This is a genomic window from Chromobacterium sp. Ag138, assembly GCF_055181315.1.
Genome location: NZ_JBUPWA010000001.1, coordinates 3,593,496 through 3,616,926 on the forward strand (window position 1 = coordinate 3,593,496; position 23,431 = coordinate 3,616,926).

At 65.1% G+C, this 23,431-nt stretch carries 25 protein-coding genes and 2 tRNA genes; 22 read left to right on the forward strand and 5 right to left on the reverse strand.

What is annotated here, in order from left to right; all coding sequences use genetic code 11:
• The first annotated feature begins 85 nt into the window (after positions 1-85).
• On the forward strand, positions 86-334 hold the full coding sequence (locus tag ACY3GB_RS16815; RefSeq protein ID WP_463089739.1) for a hypothetical protein: 249 nt from the start codon (positions 86-88) through the stop codon (positions 332-334).
• 83 nt (positions 335-417) lie between these two features.
• Positions 418-1,062: a TetR/AcrR family transcriptional regulator gene (locus tag ACY3GB_RS16820; RefSeq protein ID WP_463089740.1), complete on the forward strand. Its 645-nt coding sequence runs from the start codon at positions 418-420 to the stop codon at positions 1,060-1,062.
• Positions 1,063-1,121: 59 nt separating this feature from the next.
• Here the strand turns inward: ACY3GB_RS16820 and ACY3GB_RS16825 are convergent, their stop codons facing one another.
• The 4 genes from ACY3GB_RS16825 to ACY3GB_RS16840 all read right to left on the reverse strand — a co-directional run bounded on the left by ACY3GB_RS16825 (position 1,122) and on the right by ACY3GB_RS16840 (position 3,785).
• Complete coding sequence (locus tag ACY3GB_RS16825) at positions 1,122-2,063, reverse strand: GGDEF domain-containing protein (RefSeq protein WP_463089741.1); 942 nt, start codon at positions 2,061-2,063, stop codon at positions 1,122-1,124.
• A gap of 287 nt (positions 2,064-2,350) precedes the next feature.
• Positions 2,351-2,427: transfer RNA gene (locus tag ACY3GB_RS16830), tRNA-Met, on the reverse strand.
• A gap of 36 nt (positions 2,428-2,463) precedes the next feature.
• A tRNA-Met gene (locus ACY3GB_RS16835) sits at positions 2,464-2,540 on the reverse strand.
• Positions 2,541-2,627: 87 nt separating this feature from the next.
• A complete protein-coding gene (locus tag ACY3GB_RS16840) occupies positions 2,628-3,785 on the reverse strand; it encodes a class I SAM-dependent methyltransferase (RefSeq protein ID WP_463089742.1) in 1,158 nt (385 codons plus the stop codon).
• A gap of 85 nt (positions 3,786-3,870) precedes the next feature.
• Between ACY3GB_RS16840 and ACY3GB_RS16845 the strand changes: the two genes are divergently transcribed.
• From ACY3GB_RS16845 to ACY3GB_RS16935, 19 genes are all read left to right on the forward strand, one after another.
• A complete protein-coding gene (locus ACY3GB_RS16845) occupies positions 3,871-4,629 on the forward strand; it encodes a pteridine reductase (protein ID WP_463089743.1) in 759 nt (252 codons plus the stop codon).
• Positions 4,630-4,704: 75 nt separating this feature from the next.
• Complete coding sequence (gene ttcA, locus ACY3GB_RS16850) at positions 4,705-5,673, forward strand: tRNA 2-thiocytidine(32) synthetase TtcA (protein WP_463089744.1); 969 nt, start codon at positions 4,705-4,707, stop codon at positions 5,671-5,673.
• On the forward strand, positions 5,663-6,463 hold the full coding sequence (locus ACY3GB_RS16855) for a polyamine aminopropyltransferase (protein ID WP_463089745.1): 801 nt from the start codon (positions 5,663-5,665) through the stop codon (positions 6,461-6,463). The genes ttcA and ACY3GB_RS16855 overlap by 11 nt, the downstream gene beginning before the upstream one ends.
• A gap of 225 nt (positions 6,464-6,688) precedes the next feature.
• Positions 6,689-7,993: a nucleotide sugar dehydrogenase gene (locus ACY3GB_RS16860; protein WP_463090952.1), complete on the forward strand. Its 1,305-nt coding sequence runs from the start codon at positions 6,689-6,691 to the stop codon at positions 7,991-7,993.
• A gap of 51 nt (positions 7,994-8,044) precedes the next feature.
• A complete protein-coding gene (locus tag ACY3GB_RS16865; protein ID WP_463089746.1) occupies positions 8,045-8,581 on the forward strand; it encodes a YdcF family protein in 537 nt (178 codons plus the stop codon).
• A complete protein-coding gene (locus tag ACY3GB_RS16870; protein ID WP_463089747.1) occupies positions 8,578-9,636 on the forward strand; it encodes a Gfo/Idh/MocA family protein in 1,059 nt (352 codons plus the stop codon). Before ACY3GB_RS16865 ends, ACY3GB_RS16870 begins: the two co-directional genes overlap by 4 nt.
• A gap of 10 nt (positions 9,637-9,646) precedes the next feature.
• Entirely contained in the window at positions 9,647-9,913 is a 267-nt protein-coding gene (locus ACY3GB_RS16875; RefSeq protein WP_463089748.1) for a hypothetical protein, read from the forward strand.
• A complete protein-coding gene (locus ACY3GB_RS16880; protein WP_463089749.1) occupies positions 9,910-10,491 on the forward strand; it encodes an acyltransferase in 582 nt (193 codons plus the stop codon). The genes ACY3GB_RS16875 and ACY3GB_RS16880 overlap by 4 nt, the downstream gene beginning before the upstream one ends.
• A gap of 98 nt (positions 10,492-10,589) precedes the next feature.
• Entirely contained in the window at positions 10,590-11,687 is a 1,098-nt protein-coding gene (locus tag ACY3GB_RS16885) for a DegT/DnrJ/EryC1/StrS family aminotransferase (RefSeq protein WP_463089750.1), read from the forward strand.
• A 13-nt stretch (positions 11,688-11,700) separates the two neighbouring features.
• Complete coding sequence (locus ACY3GB_RS16890) at positions 11,701-12,963, forward strand: lipopolysaccharide biosynthesis protein (RefSeq protein ID WP_463089751.1); 1,263 nt, start codon at positions 11,701-11,703, stop codon at positions 12,961-12,963.
• A complete protein-coding gene (locus tag ACY3GB_RS16895; protein ID WP_463089752.1) occupies positions 12,960-13,541 on the forward strand; it encodes an acyltransferase in 582 nt (193 codons plus the stop codon). The genes ACY3GB_RS16890 and ACY3GB_RS16895 overlap by 4 nt, the downstream gene beginning before the upstream one ends.
• Entirely contained in the window at positions 13,534-14,616 is a 1,083-nt protein-coding gene (locus tag ACY3GB_RS16900) for a glycosyltransferase family 4 protein (RefSeq protein ID WP_463089753.1), read from the forward strand. Before ACY3GB_RS16895 ends, ACY3GB_RS16900 begins: the two co-directional genes overlap by 8 nt.
• A 5-nt stretch (positions 14,617-14,621) precedes the next feature.
• A complete protein-coding gene (locus ACY3GB_RS16905) occupies positions 14,622-15,716 on the forward strand; it encodes a glycosyltransferase family 4 protein (protein ID WP_463089754.1) in 1,095 nt (364 codons plus the stop codon).
• 3 nt (positions 15,717-15,719) lie between these two features.
• Entirely contained in the window at positions 15,720-16,949 is a 1,230-nt protein-coding gene (locus tag ACY3GB_RS16910) for a glycosyltransferase family 4 protein (RefSeq protein WP_463089755.1), read from the forward strand.
• 89 nt (positions 16,950-17,038) lie between these two features.
• Positions 17,039-17,395, forward strand: coding sequence for a lysozyme inhibitor LprI family protein (locus ACY3GB_RS16915; RefSeq protein WP_463089756.1), 357 nt, complete (start codon positions 17,039-17,041; stop codon positions 17,393-17,395).
• Between the two features lie 154 nt (positions 17,396-17,549).
• The gene (locus ACY3GB_RS16920) at positions 17,550-18,713 is read left to right on the forward strand and encodes a DegT/DnrJ/EryC1/StrS family aminotransferase (RefSeq protein WP_463089757.1); all 1,164 of its coding nucleotides are present in this window, start codon (positions 17,550-17,552) and stop codon (positions 18,711-18,713) included.
• Entirely contained in the window at positions 18,710-19,378 is a 669-nt protein-coding gene (locus ACY3GB_RS16925) for a sugar transferase (protein ID WP_463089758.1), read from the forward strand. Before ACY3GB_RS16920 ends, ACY3GB_RS16925 begins: the two co-directional genes overlap by 4 nt.
• Positions 19,375-19,842 (forward strand): N-acetyltransferase family protein, encoded by a 468-nt coding sequence (locus ACY3GB_RS16930; protein ID WP_463089759.1) that lies wholly within the window; start codon positions 19,375-19,377, stop codon positions 19,840-19,842. The genes ACY3GB_RS16925 and ACY3GB_RS16930 overlap by 4 nt, the downstream gene beginning before the upstream one ends.
• 2 nt (positions 19,843-19,844) lie before the next feature.
• Positions 19,845-21,725, forward strand: coding sequence for a polysaccharide biosynthesis protein (locus ACY3GB_RS16935; RefSeq protein WP_463089760.1), 1,881 nt, complete (start codon positions 19,845-19,847; stop codon positions 21,723-21,725).
• A gap of 35 nt (positions 21,726-21,760) precedes the next feature.
• Here ACY3GB_RS16935 and ACY3GB_RS16940 read toward each other — a convergent pair whose 3' ends face one another.
• Positions 21,761-22,315 carry a hypothetical protein gene (locus tag ACY3GB_RS16940; RefSeq protein WP_463089761.1) on the reverse strand — a complete coding sequence of 185 codons (555 nt, stop codon included), beginning with the start codon at positions 22,313-22,315 and terminating at the stop codon, positions 21,761-21,763.
• Between the two features lie 128 nt (positions 22,316-22,443).
• Between ACY3GB_RS16940 and ACY3GB_RS16945 the strand changes: the two genes are divergently transcribed.
• Positions 22,444-23,352 (forward strand): LysR substrate-binding domain-containing protein, encoded by a 909-nt coding sequence (locus tag ACY3GB_RS16945; protein ID WP_463089762.1) that lies wholly within the window; start codon positions 22,444-22,446, stop codon positions 23,350-23,352.
• The last annotated feature ends 79 nt before the right edge of the window (positions 23,353-23,431 follow it).

Below are 23,431 nucleotides of genomic sequence, written 5' to 3' on the forward strand. Positions count from 1 at the left end.
GGGATCGACCGCTGCTTTGTTCCGTTGCCTCCCCTTCCAGGAGAAACTGTTCCGTGTGGTGATGAAGACACAGGCGGCAGAGCGCATGATGCGCGCCCTTGCCAGCCTGACGCCATGCGATGACCTGGAAAGGGCGCGGCGACGGTTTGGCGAGCGCTGCTTGGACGTGATCCTGAGTCCGGACCTGTCGATGATGCGCGGCATCGCGATGGGCGAGGAGCCGCATTCCAGCATGGGCCGGCTTGTCCGCTTGCTGGATGGGGAGATGGCGCGGCTGGAGCTGGGTGCTTTCCTGGCGAGGCGCAGACGTTGCGCGCTCGCTCGCTGGCTCTGACATATCTTGACTGATCGGTATGCTTATGGTGCTAGAATGCAGCCTTCGGCAAGTTCAGCTTGCGATATCCATTCCAGGGCGACATGCGCGTAAAAACAGAGAGCCGCCGCCAGGCTATCATCGAGGGGGCGGCGGAAGTCTTCCTCGAGCAAGGATATGATGCGACTTCGATGGCGGAAATCGCTTCACGCATCGGCTTGACCAAGCCCACGCTGTATGGCTACTTCCCGTCCAAAGAAGAGCTGTTCGAGATGGTCATGAAAAAACTGGCCATCGATCTGCTGGCATCCTCGTTCGATCGTCTGGATCCTGGCAAAGATATAGACATTACATTGCAGGAGTTCGGCGAGCACTTTCTGGCCAGCATGTTGCAGCCCAGTCTCGTCACGCTGCGCGGCATCATCATTACGGAGGGCCGGCGTTCGGGCCTGGGCCGGCTATTGTATGACAAGGGCTTGGCACGGCAGATAGACAAGCTGGCCGATTATCTGGGCCAGGAGATGGAGGCCGGGCGTCTGCGCGAGGCCGAGCCGGCGACGGCCGCCGCGCATCTTCTCGGCATGCTGGAGTCTGAATATCAGCGGCATTTGCTTGGCGCAAGCAGCGAGCTGCCGTCGAACGATCAGATAGCGCAATCGGTGCGGGCTGCGGTTGCGGTGTTCTTGCGTGGCTATGCCCCGGAACGGAAGAGCAGGCAGAAAAAAGCGCTTCCGGATCGGGGTGTTTGACGGCTAGGGGATGGCGAACGGGCAGGGCGAGCCTGTTTTAAGAGCCTGCCCTGGGCGGTTCATTGCGTTTCTCCGCGATAGACCGCCACCTGGTTTCTGCCGGCGGCTTTGGCTTGATACAAGGCCTGGTCGGTCGAGCTTATCCATTCTTGCAGGCTGAGGGGGTGGTCATGAGCAAGCGCCATCAAGCCGGCAGAAAAGGTATAGGCAAAGTCCGGAGCGATGGCGTCCAATCTTTGCAGGGACAACTGCTGATGGATGCGTTCCAACACGCCCAGCGCCTCTTCTTGCGTCGTTTCGGGCAATAGCAGACCGAACTCCTCTCCGCCCAGACGACCGGTCATATCTTCCTTGCGCAAATTTTCATGCAGCAGTCCGGCGAAGTGCCTCAATACGGCGTCGCCGGCAGGGTGGCCATATTGGTCATTGATCCGCTTGAAATGGTCCAAGTCCAGAATGGCTAGCGTGGAGGGGTGCTGGTGGCGCAAGGCTCGGCGATATTCGCCGTCAAGCCTTTGCATGAAATGGCGTCGATTGGGCAGCCCCGTCAATTCGTCTGACCATGCCTGTTTTTCCAGTTCTTCTTGGGCGACGCGCAAGGCGTGCTCGGTCTGTTTCAGGCGGGTGATGTCGCTGCCCACCAGTACGACTTCTCCGGAGGGATTGACCTGCTCGGTCATCAGCAGCCATCTGCCGTCAACCAGATCCAGCTCAAAGTTGCGAAACGCGGCAGAGCGGTATTGGCTGCGCATTGAGGACAGCCAGTCCTCCCGCGAGACGCCGTGGGTCTTGGCGCCGACGCCATGGGCATGCATCCAGCTTATTAAGTCATCGAACCGGCAACCAACGACAGGGCGGTCCTGGAGTCCGAACATTTCCAGGAAGGTGTCGTTGTGGAAGAGGATCAAGTCATTGGCATCCACTACGGCAATGCCATTTTCACTGCGAGCGATATGCTCAAACAGCACGTTCTGCAGCTGTTCGGTAATGACGAAATCCATTTCTTACGGCCCTCCCCACTGCTTCATCTTAGCGCAGCAGTCCTGTTTTTTTGCGCGGACCCGGGAGGGCTGGCCTAGCTCTGTCGCGCGAATCCGCTGGGCAGCGGCTTGGAGCGGCTGGCCAAAATCAGGTTCACGCCTGAGCTTGGGCGATGCGTTTCTGGTAGGATGGGTTGGAGTGGGGCGCGGGCATGCATCGGGATAGGTTCATGCGGAATGCAGTGCCTGCATGGGAGTGAAATGCATCAAGGGGCTACAAGAAAAATCTTGTAACCCCTTGATGGTATTGGTGGCGAATCAGGGACTCGAACCCCGGACCTGCGGATTATGATTCCGTCGCTCTAACCGACTGAGCTAATTCGCCGTGGAGAAACCGCTTTCGCGTCTTCTCGTCAAACTGTGGTGGCGAATCAGGGACTCGAACCCCGGACCTGCGGATTATGATTCCGTCGCTCTAACCGACTGAGCTAATTCGCCACATTTCGATGCTGTCGCACCGAGACGCGAACTATACGCAGCGCCCCAGAAGCTGTCAAGCGCCTTTTGCGGGATTGTGGCGGGGGCTCACAGCGTGTAGCAGCGGTCGCCGCGGGCGAAGCCCAGCCAGTCTATGGAAACGCCTTTGCCGAAGCCCATCGCCTTGAAGGTTTCGCCCATTTCCTGCGGCGACAGCAAGCGCTGCGCCGCCTTGGCCACCGGCAGATAGGTTTTGACGTCGCTGGGGTCCAGCGACTGCAGCCGGTCCACCAGGCCGCAGTTGACCAGGAACTGCGCCTGGCTGGTATAGCCTATCAGGTCTAGGCCGGCATCGATGCCGCTTTGGGCGACGGCGCTGAAGTCGACGTGGCAGGTCAGGTCCATCAGGCCGGGCAGGTAGAACGGGTCCTGCACCGTGTGGTGGCGGTAGTGGCCCAGCAGCGTGCCCATGCTGCGTTCCGGGTGGTAGTACTCGGACGCGGCGTGGCCGTAGTCGATCATCAGGATGGCGCCGCGCGTCAGCGCGCCGGCGACGGTGGAGATGAAGCCGCGGTTGGCCAGGCTGATCTCGGTCTCGTAGCGCGGGATGTCCGGCACCAGCTGCGCGGCCAGCTCGGCCAGCCGGGCGTCGGCGAAATCGCGGTCTTCATAGGCGAGGGCGCCGTCGCGGATGGTGACGCCGCGCTGCCGCAGCGCGCGGTTTTCGTCGCGGAACACCATCTCGCAGGGCATCGCATCCAGCAATTCATTGCCGATCACGATGCCGTCGATGGCGTCCGGCAGCCGGTCGGCCCATTCGACGCGGCCGGCCAGGCGCGGCAGCGCGGCGCGGATATTGTCGCGCTGGCGGTCGATCAGGTCTGGCGACAGGTCCAGGATCACGTACTTCTGCGGCAGGCAGCCCAGCGTCTCCAGCTCGGCCAGCAGATCTATCGCCAGCTTGCCGGTGCCGGCGCCGAATTCGTAGATGGCGCCGGCGGTCTGCGGCAGCAGCTCCGCCAGCTGGCGGGCCAGCGACTGGCCGAACAGCGGCGTCAGCTCCGGCGCGGTGATGAAATCGCCGCCCTCGCCCAGCTTGCTGCTGCCGGCCGCGTAATAGCCCATGCCAGGCGCGTATAGCGCCAATTCCATATAATGCGAAAAGGGTATCCAGCCGCCGGCCTCGGCGACGGCCTGGCTGATGCGGCCGCACAGGGCCTTGCTGGTGGCCAGCGCTTCTGGACTGGCGGCGGGTAAGGTGGTCATGGCTGTCGTCCTGCTACAATGTGGCGCGATTGTGGTGCAAAGCGCAGCGCCCGTGAAGGGGCGAGGAATTCGATTCGAGGGAGCAATGCTAACAGAGCGACAACAAGATGAGCGCGTGGTCCTGATCACCGGCGCCGCGCGCCGGGTGGGGGCGGGCATCGCCCGGCTGCTGCACGCGCGCGGGCTGAGGCTGGTGTTGCACTACCGCGGCTCGCGCGCCGACGCCGAGGCGCTGGCGGCGGAATTGAACGCGGCGCGGCCGGACAGCGCCAAGCTGGTCCAGGCCGATTTGCTGGATGCCGCGGCGCTGCCGGAGCTGGCGGCGCGCGCGGTGGCGGCCTTCGGCCGGCTGGACGGCCTGGTGAACAACGCGTCCAGTTTCTTCCCGACGGAAGTGGGCAGGATCGACGAGGCCGCCTGGCACGATCTGATGGGCAGCAATCTGAAAGCGCCGCTGTTTCTCAGCCAGGCCTTGGCGCCGGAGCTGACGCGGCGCGGCGGCGCCATCGTCGGCATCGCCGACATCCATGTGGACAGGCCGATGGCGCGACATGTGGTGTACAACCTGGCCAAGGCCGGCCACGCTCAGCTGATCCGCAGCCTGGCGATCGAGCTGGCGCCGGCGGTGCGCGTCAACGGCGTGGCGCCGGGCGTCAATTTGTGGCCGGACGGCGCGGAATCGTTCGGCCCGGAGGTTCGCGCCAGAATAGAAGCGACCATTCCGCTGCAGCGCACCGGCGTGCCGGAAGACATCGCCCGCGCGGTGGCTTTTCTGTTGCTGGACGCGACTTACGTCACCGGCCAGATCCTGGCGGTGGATGGCGGCCGCGGCATCGTGCTGTGACGGTTTTCCGCCGCCATGGATTTTGGCGGCGGAAAACGGTAAAATCGCCTGTTTTTCAATTTCTTAGCCGTACCCATGTCCGAACTGAACGCCGCGCTCGACGACAAGGCCAAGAAGGCCGCGTTTGAAGGCAACAAACTGGCCAAGCGCCTGCGCCACCACGTTGGTGACGCCATCAATGATTTCAACATGATCGAAGAGGGCGACCGCGTGATGGTCTGCCTGTCGGGCGGCAAGGACAGCTACACCTTGCTGGACATCCTGCTGGGCCTGCAGAAGTCCGCGCCGATCAACTTCTCCATCGTCGCGGTCAATCTGGACCAGAAGCAGCCGGGCTTCCCGGAGCACGTGCTGCCGGAGTATCTCAAGTCTATCGGCGTGGAGTACCGCATCGTCGAGGAAGACACCTACTCCATCGTCAAGCGGCTGGTGCCGGAAGGCAAAACCACCTGCAGCCTGTGTTCGCGCCTGCGCCGCGGCATCTTGTACCGCGTGGCGGACGAATTGGGCGCCACCAAGATCGCGCTGGGCCACCATCGCGACGACATCCTGCACACGCTGTTCCTGAACATGTTCTATGGCGGCAAGATGAAGGCGATGCCGCCCAAGCTGGTGTCCGATGACGGCCGCCACATGGTGATCCGCCCGCTGGCCTATTGCCGTGAGAAGGACATCATCCGCTATGCCGATTGGAAAGCATTCCCGATCATTCCGTGCAATCTGTGCGGCTCGCAGCCCAATCTGCAGCGCCAGGTGGTGAAGGAGATGGTCAACGACTGGGACAAGCGTTTCCCCGGCCGCGTCGAGAGCATGTTCCGCGCGCTGCAAAACGTCGTCCCGTCGCACCTGGCCGACACCAAGCTGTACGATTTCGCCGCGCTGAAAACCGGCGACGCGCCGTTCGCCGACGGCGACACCGCCTTCGACAAGGAAGAATTCCGCGATCCGGCGCCGGATGCGGACGACGCGGACGAGCCCGCGCCGCAGAAGCGCACCATCAGCATCCTGGACTCCCGCGCCAAGGAGTCCGGTTGTGGCGCGTAGGGCGCTGCACCCGTTCCGCCGCCGCGTGCGGCCGGCGGTGGAGGCGATGCCGGAGGTGGAAATCTCGGAAGAGGGCAATATCCGCTCGCTGCACCTGGGATCGGAAACCATCCAGAGCTCGATGGACCTCGACGATCCGCCGGATCTGGTGCTGTCCTACAGCCGCGCGATGATGGGCTTTCTGCTGTGGAACGACGATCCCAAGCATATCCTGCAGATCGGCCTGGGCGGCGGTTCCTTCGCGCGATTCATCGATGAGTACCTGCCTGACGCCGTCAGCGTGGCGGTGGACATCAATCCGCAGGTGATCGCGGTGGCGCGCGCCTTCTTCCAGTTGCCTGAGGAGGGCGATTTCTTCGAGATCGTCGAGGCCGACGGTGCCGATTACGTGAAGATCTTCCGCGGCTCCACCGACGCCATCCTGGTGGACGGCTTCGACGGCCTGCAGATCGTCGACGCGCTGACGACGGAAGACTTCTTCGAAGACTGCAAGCGCGCGCTGAGTCCCAAGGGCGTGTTCGTCACCAACTGGTGGAGCGGCGACAAGCGCTACCAGGCTTTCATCGAGCGGCTGTTGAACGTTTTCGAAGGGCGGGTGATCGAACTGCCTGCCGCCACCCACGGCAACGTCGCGGTGATGGCCTTTCGCCAGAGCCCGAGCCTGACGCAGTGGGAGGCGCTGAAGAAGCGCGCCGACGAGCTGGAGGGGCGTTTCGGGCTGGAGTTCGGCGAGTTCGTCAACCGGCTGAAGCAGACCAACCAGCAGACCGCCGGGCACCTGCTGATCTGAGCCAGGACAAATCCGTTGCGGAAAGGGCGCGGCGGTTACGTTTGCTTACCCAAAGTCCCAAGCAAGGCGGCGTATAATGCCAAGTTGCGCGCGTATCATGCGCCGGTTTCGGGCCATGGGCCCGGGTCGGAAGTGGCAGTGCCTTAAACCCGAGTACTAAATGACCGGGCGGCAGACAGGCGTCTGCCGCTCAAGCTTTTACATCCTGTTGGGACATTCATCGTGATCAAGCAGCAACTGCTCAATCGTATCGCGGACAAATCCGCTGTGATCGGCATCGTGGGTCTGGGCTATGTCGGCCTGCCGCTGATGCTGCGTTTCGCCGAGGTCGGCTACAAGGTGCTGGGCTTCGATATCGACCAGGCCAAGGTCGACGCCCTGATGGCCGGCAACAGCTACATCGAGCACATTTCCGCCGACAGCATCGCCACCGCGCTGACCCGCGGCTTCGAAGCCACCACCGACTTCTCCCGCGCCGGCGAAGCCGACACGCTGATTCTGTGCGTGCCGACGCCGCTGAACAAGTACCGCGAGCCGGATCTGTCCTTCGTGCTGAACACCATCGACAGCCTGGTGCCTTACTTGCGCGCAGGCCATCTGGTGTCGCTGGAGTCCACCACCTATCCGGGCACCACCGACGAAGAACTGCTGCCGCGGATGGAGTCGCGCGGCCTGAAGGTGGGCAGCGACGCCTTCCTGGTGTTCTCGCCGGAACGCGAGGATCCGGGTAATCCCAACTTCACCACCCGCACCATCCCCAAGGTGTGCGGCGGCGTCACCGAAGCCTGCCAGGAAATCGGCGTCGCGCTGTATAGCGCGGTGATCGACAAAGTGGTGCCGGTGTCGTCCACCCGCGCCGCCGAAATGACCAAGCTGCTGGAGAACATCCACCGCGCGGTCAACATCGGCCTGGTCAACGAGATGAAGATCGTCGCCGACAAGATGGGCATCGACATCCACGAAGTGATCCGCGCCGCGGCCACCAAACCGTTCGGCTTCGTGCCCTACTATCCGGGCCCGGGCCTGGGCGGCCACTGCATTCCGATCGACCCGTTCTACCTGACCTGGAAGGCGCGCGAGTACGGCGTCAACACTCGCTTCATCGAGCTCGCGGGTGAAGTGAACAGCAATATGCCGGACTACGTGGTGTCCAAGGTGGCTTCCGCGCTGAATCTGCGCAGAAAGGCCATCAACGGCAGCCGCGTGCTGGTGCTGGGCATTGCCTACAAGAAGAATGTCGACGACATGCGCGAGAGCCCGTCGGTGTTCCTGATGGAAAAGCTGCGCGACCTGGGCGCCGAAGTGGCGTACAGCGATCCGCACGTGCCGGTGTTCCCGAAGATGCGCGAACACGCGTTTGATCTGAAGAGCGTGCCGCTGACCGCCGAATCCATCGCCAGCTACGACTGCGTGCTCTTGGCCACCGACCACGACAAGTTCGACTACGAGCTGATCAAGGCCAAGGCCCAGCTGGTGGTCGACAGCCGCGGCAAGTACCTGGAGCCTGCAGAGCACATCGTCAAGGCTTAAGGGATGCAAGGGCGCTTTCCCCGGGCGGGGGCGTGGCTGGCGGGCTTGGGAATGTTCACGCTGCTGGCCGCGCTGGCGCTGACGCCGCTGATCCGCTATTCCAAGAGCTGGCTGGTGGCCGAGGTGCCCCAGCCGCGCGCGGACTGGATCGTGGTGCTGGGCGGGGAAAGCGGCGAGCGGGTGATAGGCGCTGCGGAACTGTATCATCAGGGCCGCGCGCCTTTCGTCTTCGTCAGCGGCGAGGGCGATTGCCTGCTGATCGTGCGCAGGCTGGTGATGGCCGGCGTGCCGCGCGGGAAGATAGGCTATGAGTGCCAGTCGCGGAATACCCGGCAAAACGCCGAATTCACACGGCAGGCGCTGGCCTCGCATCAGCCGCGGCGCGCCACGCTGGTGACCTCGTGGTTCCATTCCAGGAGGGCGCTGGAGACTTTCCGCCAAGCCTGGCCGGACGTGGACTGGGGCATGCACATCGTGTATCCAGGCAACGATTTGCGCCACAGCCTTGCCCTGTATGACGCCGGCGCGGTGCTGGCCGAATATTTGAAGATACTGGTGTATTCAGTACGTTACTGGACGTTCAAATGATAGTGACTCCTCCGATTGCCGATCGCAAGATCCGCTTCGCTTTGGTCGGCTGCGGCCGCATCGCCAACAATCACTTCGGCGCGCTGGAGAAGCACGCCGACCGCGCCGAGCTGGTCGACGTTTGCGACATCGATCCGGCCGCGCTGCAGGCCGCAGTCGAGCGCACCGGGGCCCGCGGCCACGCCAGCCTGACCGACATGCTGGCCAAAACCAATGCCGACATCGTCATTCTGACCACGCCGTCCGGCCTGCATCCGAGCCAGAGCATCGAGTGCTCCGAAGCCGGTTTCCATGTGATGACCGAGAAGCCGATGGCCACCCGCTGGGAAGACGGCCTGGAGATGGTCAAGGCCGCCGACAAGGCGAACCGGCATTTGTTCGTGGTCAAGCAGAACCGCCGCAACGACACGCTGCAGTTGTTGAAGCGCGCGATGACCGAAAAGCGCTTCGGCCGCATCTACATGGTCAACGTCAATGTGTTCTGGACCCGTCCGCAGGAGTACTACGACGCGGCCGGCTGGCGCGGCACCTGGGAGTTTGACGGCGGCGCGTTCATGAATCAGGCCAGCCACTATGTCGATCTGCTGGACTGGCTGATCGGCCCGGTGGAAAGCGTGCAGGCCTACACCGCCACGCTGGCCCGCAATATCGAAGTGGAAGACACCGGCACCGTCAGCGTCAAATGGCGCTCCGGCGCCTTGGGCAGCATGAACGTGACCATGCTGACTTATCCGAAGAATCTGGAAGGCAGCATCACCATTCTGGGCGAGAAGGGCTCGGTGCGCGTGGGCGGCGTGGCCGTCAATGAGATCCAGCACTGGGAATTCGCCGAGCCGCACGCGATGGATGAAGACATCAAGAAAGCCAGCTACGCGACCACCAGCGTCTACGGCTTCGGCCACCCGCTGTACTACGACAATGTGATCAAGACCATGCGCGGCGAAGCCGCGCCGGAAACCGACGGCCGCGAGGGCCTGAAGTCGCTGGAACTGCTGATCGCGATGTACCTATCCGCCCGCGATGGCCGCCGCGTCAGCCTGCCGCTGGATTACTAAGGCGGACAGCATGTTCAGAAAGATAGTGGATGGCGCGCTGTGGGGCCTGGGATTCTGGCTGGTTGGTGGTGTCTTGATGTTGATATTTTCTTCTTTCGGGGCGCATGTCGAAGCCCAAAAGCAAGTTGCGGCGGCATCGGCGCAGCAGCGGGATGCCGAGCGCCAGCGGGCTCGCTATGAGGACCTGATGAGCCGTCAGGAAAAGGCGATGGTTCGTTCCGAGCAGCAATTGACTCGCCTGGACAAGCTTTTGGAAAAATGGGAGCGGCAAAAATGAGCCAGGTTCACATCCACCCCAGCGCCATCGTCGATGAAGGCGCCTCCCTGGGCGAAGGCACCCGCGTCTGGCACTGGGTGCACATCTGCGGTGGGGCGAAGATAGGCAAAGGCTGCTCCTTCGGCCAGAACGTGTTCGTCGGCAACGACGTGCTGATCGGCGACAACGTCAAGGTGCAGAACAACGTGTCGATCTACGACGCGGTGACGCTGGAGGACGACGTGTTCTGCGGCCCGTCCATGGTGTTCACCAACGTCAACAATCCGCGCAGCCACGTCAACCGCAAGAACGAATACCGCCGCACGGTGGTGAAGAAGGGCGCCTCCATCGGCGCCAACGCCACCATCGTCTGCGGCCACACGGTGGGCGAGTACGCGTTCATCGGCGCCGGCGCGGTGGTCACCCGCGACGTGCCGGCCTACGCGCTGATGGTGGGCGCGCCGGCCAAGCGCATCGGCTGGATGTGCTCCTGTGGCGAGCGGCTGTCCAATGATATCGGCACGCACTCCTGCCCGGTATGCGGCATCCATTACGAGGTTGGCGGCAATCACTGCACGCCGATCAAGAGCGGCGAGTAAGCGCCGCCCGCGCGGCCTGTCCAGGGCGGCTCCCCATCGTTTGCGGTGGGCCGCCGCCGCGCGATTTTCTAAAATATTGATTTGGGGTTGATCCTCTTATGTCCATCCAGTTCATCGATCTGAAAGCGCAATACCAGCATCTGAAAGCCGACATCGACGCCCGCATCCACGCGGTGCTGGATCATGGCCAGTACATCATGGGGCCGGAGGTGAAGGAGGTGGAGGAGCAACTGGCGGCCTACACCGGCGCCAAGCACGCCATCGGCGTCTGCGACGGCACCAAGGCGCTGCTGATCGCGATGATGGCCTTGGGCATCGGCCCCGGCGACGAGGTGATCACCACCCCGTTCACCTTCATCGCCACCGGCGAGATGATCGCGCTGTTGGGCGCCAAGCCGGTGTTCGTCGACATCGACCCCGTCAGCTACAACCTGGACCCGAACCTGCTGGAAGCCGCGATCACGCCGCGCACCCGCGCGATCATGCCGGTCAGCCTGTATGGCCAGGCGGCCGATTTCGCCGCGATCAACGCCATCGCCGACAAGCACGGCATTCCGGTGATCGAGGACGGCGCGCAAAGCTTCGGCGCCAGCCAGCACGGCAAGAAGTCCGGCAACCTGTCCACCATCGGCTGCACCAGCTTCTTCCCCAGCAAGCCCTTGGGCTGCTACGGCGACGGCGGCGCGGTGTTCACCAGCGACGACGCGCTGGCCAAGAAGATCCGCGAGATTCGCGTGCACGGGCAGGACCGCCGCTACCACCATCCGGTCATCGGCCTGAACGGCCGCCTGGACACCATCCAGGCCGCGGTGCTGCTGGCCAAGCTGCCCAGCTTCGCCGACGAAGTGGCCGCCCGCGAGCGCATCGGCGCCCGCTACAGCGACTTGCTGAAGGATGTGGCCCGCGTGCCGGTGATCGGCGCGGGCAACACCCACGTCTACGCGCAATACACCATCGAGGTCGCCGAGCGCGAGGCGGTGCAGGCCAAGCTGAAGGAGTTGGGCGTGCCCACCGCCGTCCATTACCCGATCCCGCTGCACCTGCAGCCGGCCTTCTCCCACCTGGGCCAGGGCGAGGGCAGCTTCCCGCTGTCCGAGGCCGCCGGCCGCCGGGTGATGAGCCTGCCGATGCATCCCTTCCTGACGGAAGAGGCGCAGGACGCCATCGTCGCCGCGGTGAAGAAGGCGCTGGGCTGAGCGGATGGTGTCATTGTCGTCGCTGCGCGTGCCTAAAAGCGGTTTCATCCGCCACATCATCACCCTGGTCACCGGGGCGGCGGTGGCCCAGGTGGTGCCGCTCTTGGCCTCGCCGCTGATCACCCGCCTGTACGACCCGCACGAAGTGGGCATCCAGGCGGTGTACGTGTCGTGGATGTCGACGCTGGCGGTGCTGGCCACCGCCCGCTACGAGATGGCCATCGTGCTGCCGGCCGAGGAAAGCCGCGCCGACAACCTGATGGGCCTGTCTCTGCTGTGCGCCAGCGCGCTGGCCTTGCTGATCGGCCTGGTGGTGTTGATGGGCGGCCATTCGCACATCGCCGCCCGTCTGGGCGCGCCGGAGCTGGAGTCCTGGCTGGTGCTGCTGCCGCTGTCGGTATGGCTGGCGGGCCTGATGCAGGCGTGGACCAACTGGAACAACCGCCACCGCCGCTACCAGGCCAACGCCAACGGCCGCATGACCCAGTCTTTCGGCATGGCCGGCACCCAGGTGCTGGCCGGCTGGCTGGGCGCCGGCGCCGGCGGCCTGATCCTGGGCCAGCTGGCCGGCCAGCTCGGCTCGCTGCTGGCGCAAAGCTGGCAGGACCTGAAGGCCCGCTTCGGCTGGCGGCGCGGCGTCAGCCGCCAGGGCATGCGCGAGGCGGCGCTCGCTTATATCGAATTTCCCAAGATCAACGCCCCGCACGCCTTGAGCACGGCGCTGCTGGACTCCGCCACGCTGGCGGTGCTGGCCGTGCTGGCCAGCACCTCGGCGGTCGGCTTCTACGGCCTGATGATGCGGGTGCTGAAGCTGCCGGCGGCCTTGATCGGCCAGGCGGTGGCCCAGGTGGCCTATCGCGAGCTGGCCGAGGCGCGCAATCTGGGCAAGCCGCTGCGCCCCATCCTGCGCAAGATGATGCTGACGCTGTTCGGCATGTCGCTGTTTCCCTTCCTGGTGATCCAGATTTTCGGCGAGCCGCTGTTCACGCTGGTGTTCGGCCGCAACTGGGCCGAGGCCGGCCGCTACGCCGAGGCGATGTCGCTGTACATCCTGTTCCATTTCGTCGCCTCGCCGCTGGGCATGGTGCCGCCGGTGATCAATCGCCAGCGCTTCGCGTTTTTCCTGTCCCTGGTGCAGGCCGTGCTGTTCCTGGGCTCGTTGTGGCTGGGCTTCCATCTCTGGCAGGATGCGGTCGCCACATTCCAACTGGTGTCGGTCGTGATGGCCGGCTATTTCCTTGCTTACTTCACCTGGCTTTATAAGGCGGCACGATGAACTGGAATGGATTGCTCAGCCGTATCCGCTTTCGGCTGTCGGCATGGGTGCGGCCGCGCATGGTATACGGCTTCCAGCGCGGCGACGGCGTGTTCCTGAAGCGCACCCGCGTCTCCAACATGACGCGCATCGAACACATAGACAAGCTGATGGTCGAGGACAATGTCTATATCGGCCATTTCAATCTGATCGACGCCTCCGGCGGCCTGTACATCGGCGAGGGCTGCCAGGTCACCAACTACGTGTCGGTGCTGACCCACTCCAGCCATGTGGCGATCCGGCTGTACGGCCGCGAGTACCTGACGCGCGACAACCATGTCGGCTATCTGAAGAAGTCCACCCGGCTGGGGCCGTACAGTTTCATCGGCCCGCACTCGGTGCTGATGCCGGGCGTGGAGCTGGGCAAGGGCAGCATCGTGTCCGCCTACAGCTTCGTGCCGGCCGGCGAGTATCCGGATTTCGCCATCCTGGCCGGCAATCCGGCGCGAGTGGTCGGCGACACCCGCGACGGCGACGCCGAGTGGCTGGCGCAGAGCCCGGAGCTGCATCGTCTGTACGAGGCCTGGGCCAATGACTGACAAGATCGCCCGCCTGCTGGTGGCGGGCTCCGCCTCCATCCACACCTGGCGTTTTCTCTCCGGCATCGCGCCGCATGTGGACGAGCTGTACCTGGCCTGCAACGGCGACGTGCCGGCGGAACGCCGTCCGGCCAACCTGAAGGGCGAGCTGCGCGTCGACTTCAGCCTGAAGGCCTGGCCCACCGCCGGCCGTCTGAAGGCCTGGATCGCCGAGGTAAAGCCCGACGTGGTCCACGTCCACCAGGCCAACAGCGTGGCCTGGCATGCGCGCCGCGCGCTGGCGGGTTCGCGGATCCCGATGTTGCTGACGGCCTGGGGCTCGGACGTGCTGCTGCTGCCGGATCAAAACCCGCTGCTGCGGGCGATGGTGCGCGGCAATCTCAAAGCCGCCGCCGCGATCACGTCCGATTCGTTGTACATGGCGGCGAAGATCCGCGAGCTGGCCGGCGATTGCCGCATCTCGCTGTTGAGTTACGGCATCGACGCGCTGCCGCCGCAGCCGGAGATCGGCGCCAAGAAAAAGCAGATCTTGTCCTGCCGGCTGCACAAGCCGCTGTACCGCATCGACGCCATCCTCAGGGGCTGGGCTGAAGTGGAGAACAGCGGCTGCTGCGCCGACTGGAGCCTGGTGGTCGCCGCCAGCGGCGGCGAGACTGAGAATTTGAAACAACTGGCGGCCTCGCTCGGCCTCAAGCGCGTCGAATTCGCCGGCTTCGTCGACAGCGCCGCGCTGGGCAGGCTGTACGCCGAGTCGCGCGTCTTCGTCAGCGTGCCGCGCTCGGACGCCACCAGCGTCAGCCTGATGGAGGCGATGGGCCACGGCTGCCTGCCGCTGTTGTCCAATCTGCCGGCCAACGGCGAGTGGGTGATAGACGGCCTCAACGGCATGATCGCCGAGGACGCCAATCGCCTGGGGCCCGAGCTGTGCCGCGCGATGATCAAGGCCGAGGACGACGCGGCGCTGGGCTCCGCCGCCGAGATCAACCGCGGCCTGGTGGCGGCCAAGGCGCTGCACCGGGCCAATATGGCCGGCTTCGCCGACTTGATCCGCGAACTGGCCGCCAACAAGGTTTGAACCTGATGAAAATAGCCCACCTGACCTCCGCCCATCCGCGCCACGACATCCGCATCTTCGTCAAGGAGTGCAGCTCGCTGGCGGCGGCCGGCCATGAGGTGACGCTGATCGTCGCCGACGGCCAGGGCGAGGAAATCCGCAACGGCGTGCGCATCCACGATGTCGGCCCCAAGACCGGCGGCCGGCTGTCGCGGATGACCGGCACCGTCAAGCGCGTCTACCAGGCCGCGCTGAAGCTGCGGCCCGACGTGGTCCATTTCCACGACCCGGAACTGATCCCCGCCGGCGTGCGCCTGAAGCAGGCCGGCATCAAGGTGGTGTATGACGTGCACGAGGACGTGCCGCGCCAGATCCTGGCCAAGCACTGGATCCCCGGCGCGGTGCGCCCGCTGGTGTCCGGCGGCTTCGAAACGCTGGAAGATTGGGCCGCGCGCCGCTTCGACGCCATCGTCACCTCCACCCCGCACATCCGCAAACGCTTCGAGAAGCTGGGCGCCAACGCGCTGGACGTGTGCAATTTCCCGATCCTGGAAGAGCTGGTGCGCGACACGCCGTGGGAAAGCCGCCGCAACGAAGTGTGCTACATCGGCGGCATCAGCCGCATCCGCGGCATCGAGCCGATTGTCGCCGCGCTGCCGGGCACCGCCACCCGGCTGAACCTGGCCGGGCCGTGGAGCGAGAGCGACCTCAGGGCCAAGGTGACGGCCGAGCCCGGCTGGGCGCGCGTCAACGACCTGGGCGTGCTGGACCGCAAGGGCGTGGCCGAGGTATTGGCCAAGAGCAAAATCGGCCTGGTGACGCTGTTCCCCACGCCCAATTACGTGGACGCGCTGCCGATCAAGCTGTTTGAATACATGGCTGCCGGCATGCCGGTGATCGCCAGCGACTTCCCGGTCTGGCGCGAGATCGTCGACGACGCCGGCTGCGGCGTGCTGGTCGATCCGCAGGACGCGGCCGCCATCTCCGCCGCCATCAACGAGCTGTTGGGCGACGAGGCGCGCATGCGCGCGCTGGGCGAGTCCGGCAAGCGGGCGGTGTTGAACAAATACAGCTGGGCGGCCGAGGCCGACAAGCTGATCAAGCTGTACGCGACGCTGTAAATCATGAAAATCCTCTACATCAACCACTACGCCGGCAGCCCGCGCCACGGCATGGAATTCCGCCCTTATTACCTGGCGCGCGAATGGGTGCAGGCCGGGCACGAAGTGAACATGCTGGCGGCCGACGTGTCGCACCTGCGCCAGACCCATCCGCAAGTCGACGGCAAGTACCGCGACGAGGATATCGACGGCATCCGCTACACCTGGTGCAAGACCCGCCCTTACGAGGGCAACGGCGTCGGCCGGGTGCTGAACATCTTCAGCTTCCTGGCCCGCGTGATGGGCTTGTCGCGGCGCTATTTGAAAGAATGGAAGCCGGACGTGGTGATCGCCTCGTCCACCTATCCGCTGGACACCGTGCCGGCGGCGTGGATCGCCGGCAAGACCGGCGCCCGGCTGGTGTACGAGGTGCACGACCTGTGGCCGCTGACGCCGGTGGAAGTGGGCGGCATGTCGCCCAAGCACCCGTTCATCCGCCTGCTGCAGTGGGCCGAGGATTTCGGCTACCGGCGCGCCGACACCGTGGTGTCGATGCTGCCTTGCGCCAAGGACTACATGATGGCGCACGGCATGGCGCCTGAAAAATACGCGGTGATCCCCAATGGCGTGGACGTGGGCGAGTGGCAGGGCGAGGCGCTGCCGCTGCCGGCCGAGCACCGGATGCGGCTGGCGGAGCTGAAGTCCCATGGGCGCTTCATCGTCGGCTACGCCGGCGGCCACGGCCTGGCCAACGCGCTGGATTATCTGCTGGAGGCCGCGGCCTTGATGCGCGACGCGCCGGTGACTTTCGTGCTGGTGGGCGACGGTCCGGACAAGCAGGCGCTGGTGGCGCGCGCCGCCGAACTGAAGCTGGACAATGTGATGTTCCTGCCGTCCATCGCCAAGCGCAGCGTTCCCGCCTTCCTGGCCGAGTGCGACGCGCTCTACATCGGCTGGCGCAAGCTGCCGATCTACCGTTTCGGCATCAATCCGAACAAGCTGTTCGACTACATGATGGCGGGCAAGCCGGTGATCCACTCGGTGGAGGCCGGCAACGATATGGTCAAGGACGCCGGCGCGGGCTTGAGCATAGGCGTGGAGGATCCGGCCGTGATCGCCGACGCGGTCAAGCGCATGGCGGTGTTGCCGCTGGCTGAGCGCGAGGCGATGGGCGCGGCCGGCAAGGCCTATGTGCTGGCCAACCACGACTACGCGGTGCTGGCGCGGCGCTTCCTGGCTGCCGTGAAACTGTAAGGTAGGGAGGAAGCCCGCTGGCGGGCGTTCCGCCGAATCTGCCTGGAAACGGGCAATCGTGATGTAACCGATAAAAGAAAGAGAACAAGATGATCGAGAAAATCTGGATGGCGGCCGCGGCCGCCTGCTTGAGCCTCGCCGCCGTGCCGGCACAGTCCGCCGGCTTCAACTGCGTTTACGCCAAGCTGAAGGTGGAAAAAATGATTTGCGCCGACGCCGAGCTGTCTGCCCTGGACTCGGAACTGGCCAAGCGCTTCACCGCCATTCAGGATGAAACCAAAGGCATAGACGGCGATACCGGCAAGCGGCTGGATCCCTATGGCAAGGAGCAGGTGCGCTGGCTGAAAGAGGTGCGCAACAAGTGCGAAGATGCCTTGTGCGTGCGCGACGCCTACAAGAAGCGGCTGAAGTACTTTGGCAAGGTGGAAAAGGATTTGGGCCTGTGACCACGGAGCGTGTCCAGCAGGCCTGCTGGAAGATTTGGCGCATGGCGCTTTGACCGGTTTTGCGCCGCGGCCGGGGGTGCCGGCCGCGAATGAGTGAGTGGCATGTTGACGGCTGGCGAGAAGCCGGCCGGACCCGATAGCGAAAGATACAGAAATGAGCGAACAAAAATTCCTGCCGTTCGCCTTGCCGGATATCGGCGAGGAAGAGATCAACGAAGTGGTCGACGCTTTGCGTTCCGGCTGGGTGACGACCGGCCCCAAGACCAAGCAGTTCGAGGCCGATTTCGCGGCTTTCCTGGGCGACGGCGTCGAGGCGATCGCGGTCAACTCCGCCACCGCCGGCCTGCACCTGGCGCTGGAAGCCATCGGCATCCGCGAAGGCGACGAGGTGATCGTGCCGTCCTACACCTTCACCGCCACCGCCGAAGTGGTGCGCTATCTGGGCGCGCACCCGGTGTGCGTGGACGTGGACGCCGCCACCTTCAATATCCGTCCGGATGCGATCCGCGCCGCGATCACCGATAAAACAAAGGCCATCATCCCGGTGCACTTCGCCGGCCTGGCCTGCGAGATGGACGAGATCATCGCCATCGCCCGCGAGCATGGCCTGAAGATCGTCGAGGACGCCGCCCACGCGATGCCCACCTACTACAAGGGCAAACTGGTGGGCACGCTGGATTCGGATGTGACCGTGTTCAGCTTCTACGCCAACAAAACCATGACCACCGGCGAGGGCGGCATGGTGGTGTCCAAGCACAAGGACATCATCGCCCGCTGCAAGGTGATGCGCCTGCACGGCATCAGCCGCGACGCCTTCGACCGCTACGTGTCCAAGACCCCGGCCTGGTTCTACGAAGTGGTGGCCCCGGGCTACAAGTACAATATGCCGGACACCGCCGCGGCGATGGGCATCCACCAATTGAAGAAGATCCGCGGCTTCTATGAAAAGCGCGAGGCCATGGCCCAGCGCTTCGACCGCGAACTGGCCGATCTGCCGCTGATCCTGCCGGCGCGCGCCAAGGACGAGGGCAGCAACCACGCCTGGCACCTGTACCCGGTGCGGATCAAGCCGGAAGCCGGCATCAGCCGCGACGACTTCATCGCCAGGATGGCGGAAAAGGGCATCGGCTGCTCGGTGCACTTCATCCCGCTGCATCGCCAGCCGGTATGGCGCGACGGCTACCAGCTGACGCGCGAGCAATTCCCGGTAGCCGACGCCGCTTTCGAGGCCGAAGTGACGCTGCCGCTGTACACCCGTATGACGGACGATGACCAGACCCGCGTCATCGCCGCGGTGCGCGAGATTCTGGGCGCATGAGCGAGCGGCTGGAAAAAAAGGGCGGCGAATTGCTGCCGCCCTGCTGCCGGCCGCGCCGCCACGGCTCGCGGCTGGCAAAACGCTTGTTCGACATCGCCGCTTCCGGCGCGGGCCTCGTCGCGCTGGCGTTGCCGCTCGCGGCGGTGGCGTTGTGGGTGAAGCTGGACTCGCCGGGGCCGGTGTTCTTCCGCCAGGTGCGGGTGGGGCGCGGCGGCACGCTGTTCCGCATCCACAAATTCCGCACCATGCAGGTGGATACTGAGCGCCACGGCCAACTGACTGTAGGCGCCGATGCGCGCGTCACCGGCGCCGGCCGCCTGCTGCGCAAGACCAAGCTGGATGAGCTGCCGCAGCTGATCGACGTGCTGTTCGGCGACATGAGCCTGGTCGGCCCGCGGCCGGAGGTGCCCAAGTATGTGGCGCACTATCCGGACGAGGTGAAGGACATCGTGCTGTCGGTGCGCCCTGGCATCACCGACTGGGCGTCGATCCGCATGATCGATGAAAACGAGATACTGGGTCGCGCCGCCGATCCCGAGCGCGCCTACATCGACGAGGTGCTGCCGGAGAAGCTCGGCTATTACGTCCGCTACGCCGAGACGCACAACCTGTGGGAAGACATCCGCATCATCGTCGCCACCTTGATGAAGATCGTCAGCCGATGACCTTCTCCATCCGCGCCGCCCAAGCCGCCGACGCCGGTACGCTGGCAGCCATTTACCTGGCCTGCCGCCGCGAGATGCCGTATGCGCCGTTGGCGCACGGCGACGATGCGGTGCGGGCCTGGTTCGCCGATTCGTTGCTGCCAGCAGGCGATGTCTGGCTGGCGGAGCGGGGCGGCGAGATCGCCGGCTTCGCCGCTTACTCGGAACAAGATGGCCTGCTGTGGCTGGATCAGCTGTATTTCGGCGCCGGCCATCGGAATGCCGGCATTGGCCGAGCGCTGCTGGAGCGGGTGGCATTGTGGCAGATGCGGGCCTGCCGGCTGCATGTGTTTCAAGCCAACGCCGGCGCGCGGCGCTTTTACGAGGCGCATGGTTTCAAATTGCTGAGCCTGGGCGACGGGCAGGATAACGAGGAACGCTGTCCGGACGCGCTGTATCAATGGCGGCCGGATACGAAAGAATGACCATGTTTGAAAAACTGCTAGCCTTCTCCCGCCACAACAAGATGGCGATGCTGGCGCTGATGGACGCGCTGCTGTTGCCGCTCGCGCTGTGGAGCGCGGTGTTTCTGCGCCTGGGCGGCTATTGGGACCCCAAGCTCAACCCGCACCTGTGGATCTTCATCGTGCCGCCCTTGTGGGCGATTCCCATCTTCATCAAGCTGGGCCTGTACCGCGCGGTGCTGAAGTATCTGGATGACAAGATTATCTTCACCGTGTTTAGCGGCGTGACACTGTCGGTGCTGGTGCTGCAGGCGGTGATCCAGATGGCCCATATCTGGGCGATGCCGCGCGCGTCGGTGATCATCTTCTGGGTGTTCGCGATGGCCTACATCGGCGGCAGCCGCTTCCTGCTGCGCGGCCTGGTGCGGCGGATCGACGCCACCGAGGCGCCGCGCGATCCGGTGATCATCTACGGCGCCGGCCAGGCCGGCCTGCAACTGATGCTGGCCCTGCAGGCCGGCCGCGAGTATCGGCCGATGGCCTTTGTCGACGACAATCCCGACCTGCACCGCCGCACCTATCGCGGCGTGGCGGTGCACGCGCCGGCGGAGTTGCCGGCGCTGATCAAGGACACCCAGGCCAAGTGCATCCTGCTGGCGATGCCGTCGGTGGGCCGGGGCCGGCAGCGCGAGGTGCTGGAATCGCTGGAAAAGCTGAGGGTGCCGATCAAGCGCCTGCCCGGCATGGCCGACCTGGTGTCCGGCGAGGCGCGGGTGGAAGAGTTGAAGGAAGTCGAGATCGAAGACCTGCTGGGCCGCGAGCCGGTGCCGCCCAAGGCCGAGCTGCTGGCGCGCAACATCCGCGACAAGGTGGTGATGGTCACCGGCGCCGGCGGCTCCATCGGCTCCGAGCTGGCGCGGCAGATCGTCAAGAACCGTCCGGCGCGCATCGTGCTGTTCGAGTTGTCCGAGTTCGCGCTGTACAGCATAGACCAGGAGCTGGCGCAGATCGCGCCGCGGATCCCGCGCACGCCGATATTGGGCTCGGTCACTGACTATGCGCGGCTGACCCAGGTGATGCGCGCCTTCCAGGTGGAGACGGTGTATCACGCCGCCGCCTACAAGCACGTGCCGATGGTGGAGCACAACCCGGTGGCCGGCATCGTCAACAACGCTTTCGGCACCGACACCACCGCCCGCGCCGCCGAGGATTGCGGCGTCGACACCTTCGTGCTGATTTCCACCGACAAGGCGGTGCGCCCCACCAATGTGATGGGCGCCACCAAGCGTCTGGCCGAACTGACGCTGCAGACCCGCCACGCGCGCGGCAGCCGCACCCGCTTCGTGATGGTGCGCTTCGGCAATGTGCTGGGCAGCTCCGGCTCCGTCGTCCCGCTGTTCCGCCGCCAGATCAAGGCCGGCGGCCCGATCACGCTGACCCACGCCGACATCACCCGTTACTTCATGACCATACCGGAGGCGGCGCAGCTGGTGATCCAGGCCGGCGCGATGGGCGACGGCGGCGACGTGTTCGTGCTGGACATGGGCGAGCCGGTGAAGATCATCGAATTGGCGCGGCGCATGGTGCATCTGTCCGGGCTGGAGGTGAAGGACGAGAACCAGCCGGGCGGCGACATCGAAATCCGCGTCACCGGCCTGCGGCCGGGCGAGAAGCTGTACGAAGAACTGCTGATCGGCGACAACGTGCTGCCCACTGACCACGCCCGCATCATGCGCGCGCAGGAATACCATTTGCCCGAAGAGGAGATGGCGTCGCTGCTGGCCCGGCTGTCCGATGCCTGCCAGCGGTTGGACGCGCCGGCGGCGTTCGCGCTGATGCGGGAGGCGGTGCACGAGTTCCAGGCCGCCGAAGCCACCCAGGACTGGGTGACACTGCAGGGCTGAGCCCGCGCTTTTCCGCTTTTATCGACGGCTGCAGGCTACCACTTGCAGCCGTTGTCTTTATCCAGCGCGTCTTTCAATAGCATGGGCGCGGCCAACAGGCCCAGGCCGGCGTAGGCATTTTTGCAATCGGCGCGTTCCGCCCGGTCTATGCCGCGCGCGAGACGGGCTTTCTCCGGGTTTTCGGGCAGCGGCTTGGCGTTCGGGTTCTCCGGCGCCAGGCGGCGCATTTGCTGGCGCAACCCCTCGATGGTGACGCGCGCCTCGCCGGTTGCCGCGCTGGCACCGCGGCGGTCGGGGCGGGCAGGCCGCGAAGCCTGGCCGGCCGCCCGCGTATGGGAAGGGGCGGCGATGCGCGGCGCCGGATGCTCGGCCGCAGCCGCGCGCGCATTGGCTGTCGCGGCGGGCGCTTCGGCCGCCAGGGTGATGGGCAGTATCTTGATCCGCAGCGGCGCTTGATCGGCCGAAGCGGGAGGATTCTGCGCGGTTTGCAGCCACAGCAGCGCTAGCAGGTGCAGCAGGCCGCTGGCGCCTAGCGCAAGCGTGCGGCCGCGCCATGACCGCCAGGGGAAAGAAGTGGCGAGAGAGTGCATGCTTGCAATGTGCACCGATGGGCGGCCGGCGTCAAAGGCGGAAGTGTTGGCAATTTGTGCGCGGCGCGCGCGGACGGTCCACGCCGCGCCGGTGTAACATCGGGCATCCCGAATCTGGACGAGCGCCGATGGAAACCCGCTGGCTGGAAGACTTCCTGGTATTGGCCGACACTGGCAGCTTCACCCGCTCCGCCGAGCTGCGCCATCTGACGCAGCCGGCGTTCTCGCGCCGCATCCGCGCGCTGGAGAGCTGGCTGGGGGCGGACCTGATCGACCGCACCACCTATCCCACCAAGCTCACCGCCGCCGGCAAGCTGCTGCGCGAACAGGCGGTGCCGCTGCTGGCCCAGCTCAACACCACCCGCACCATGCTGCGCGGCCTGCAGCCCTTGCCGCAAGGCACGCTGGAATTCGCGGTGCCGCACACGCTGTCGTTCTCTTATTTTCCCAAGTGGCTGACCGAGGTCGAAGCCGGCTTCGGCCGGCTGTCCTGCCGTTTGCAGGCCAGCAACGTCCACGATGCGGTGCTGGCCTTCGTCGAGGGCGGCAGCGATCTCTTGATGTGCTACCACCATCCCAAGCAGCCGGTGGAGCTGCACGACGCGCGTTACGGCGGTTTGCGGCTGGGCGTGGAGCGGCTGCGGCCGTACGCGGCGGCCGATGGCGGCGCGGCGCGCTACGCGCTGCCCGGCTCCGCCGACGCGCCGCTGCCCTTCCTCGGCTACGCCAGCAACGCCTATTTCCGGCTGATGAGCGATCTGCTGCTGGTCGGGGGAGCCGAGCCGGCGCATCTGTCGCTGCGCTACGAGACGGATATGGCCGAGGGCCTGAAGCAGATGGCGCTGGCGGGACACGGCCTGGCCTTCCTGCCGGAGAGCTCGGTGGCGGCCGAATGCGAGGCCGGCCGTCTGGCGGCGGCCGGCGGCGATGAATGGAGCGTGGAGATGGAGGTGCGGCTGTATTGCGACCACCGCCGCGGCCGCGCGGCGCTGGAGGATTTGTGGGATTACCTGGCCGAGCGTTACCCCGAGGTCTAGGACAAAGCCGCGCCCGACAAGGCCGGCCCAAGGTTATGCATTTCCTGCATGACCCCATCGCCATTCGGAATTGGCCAAG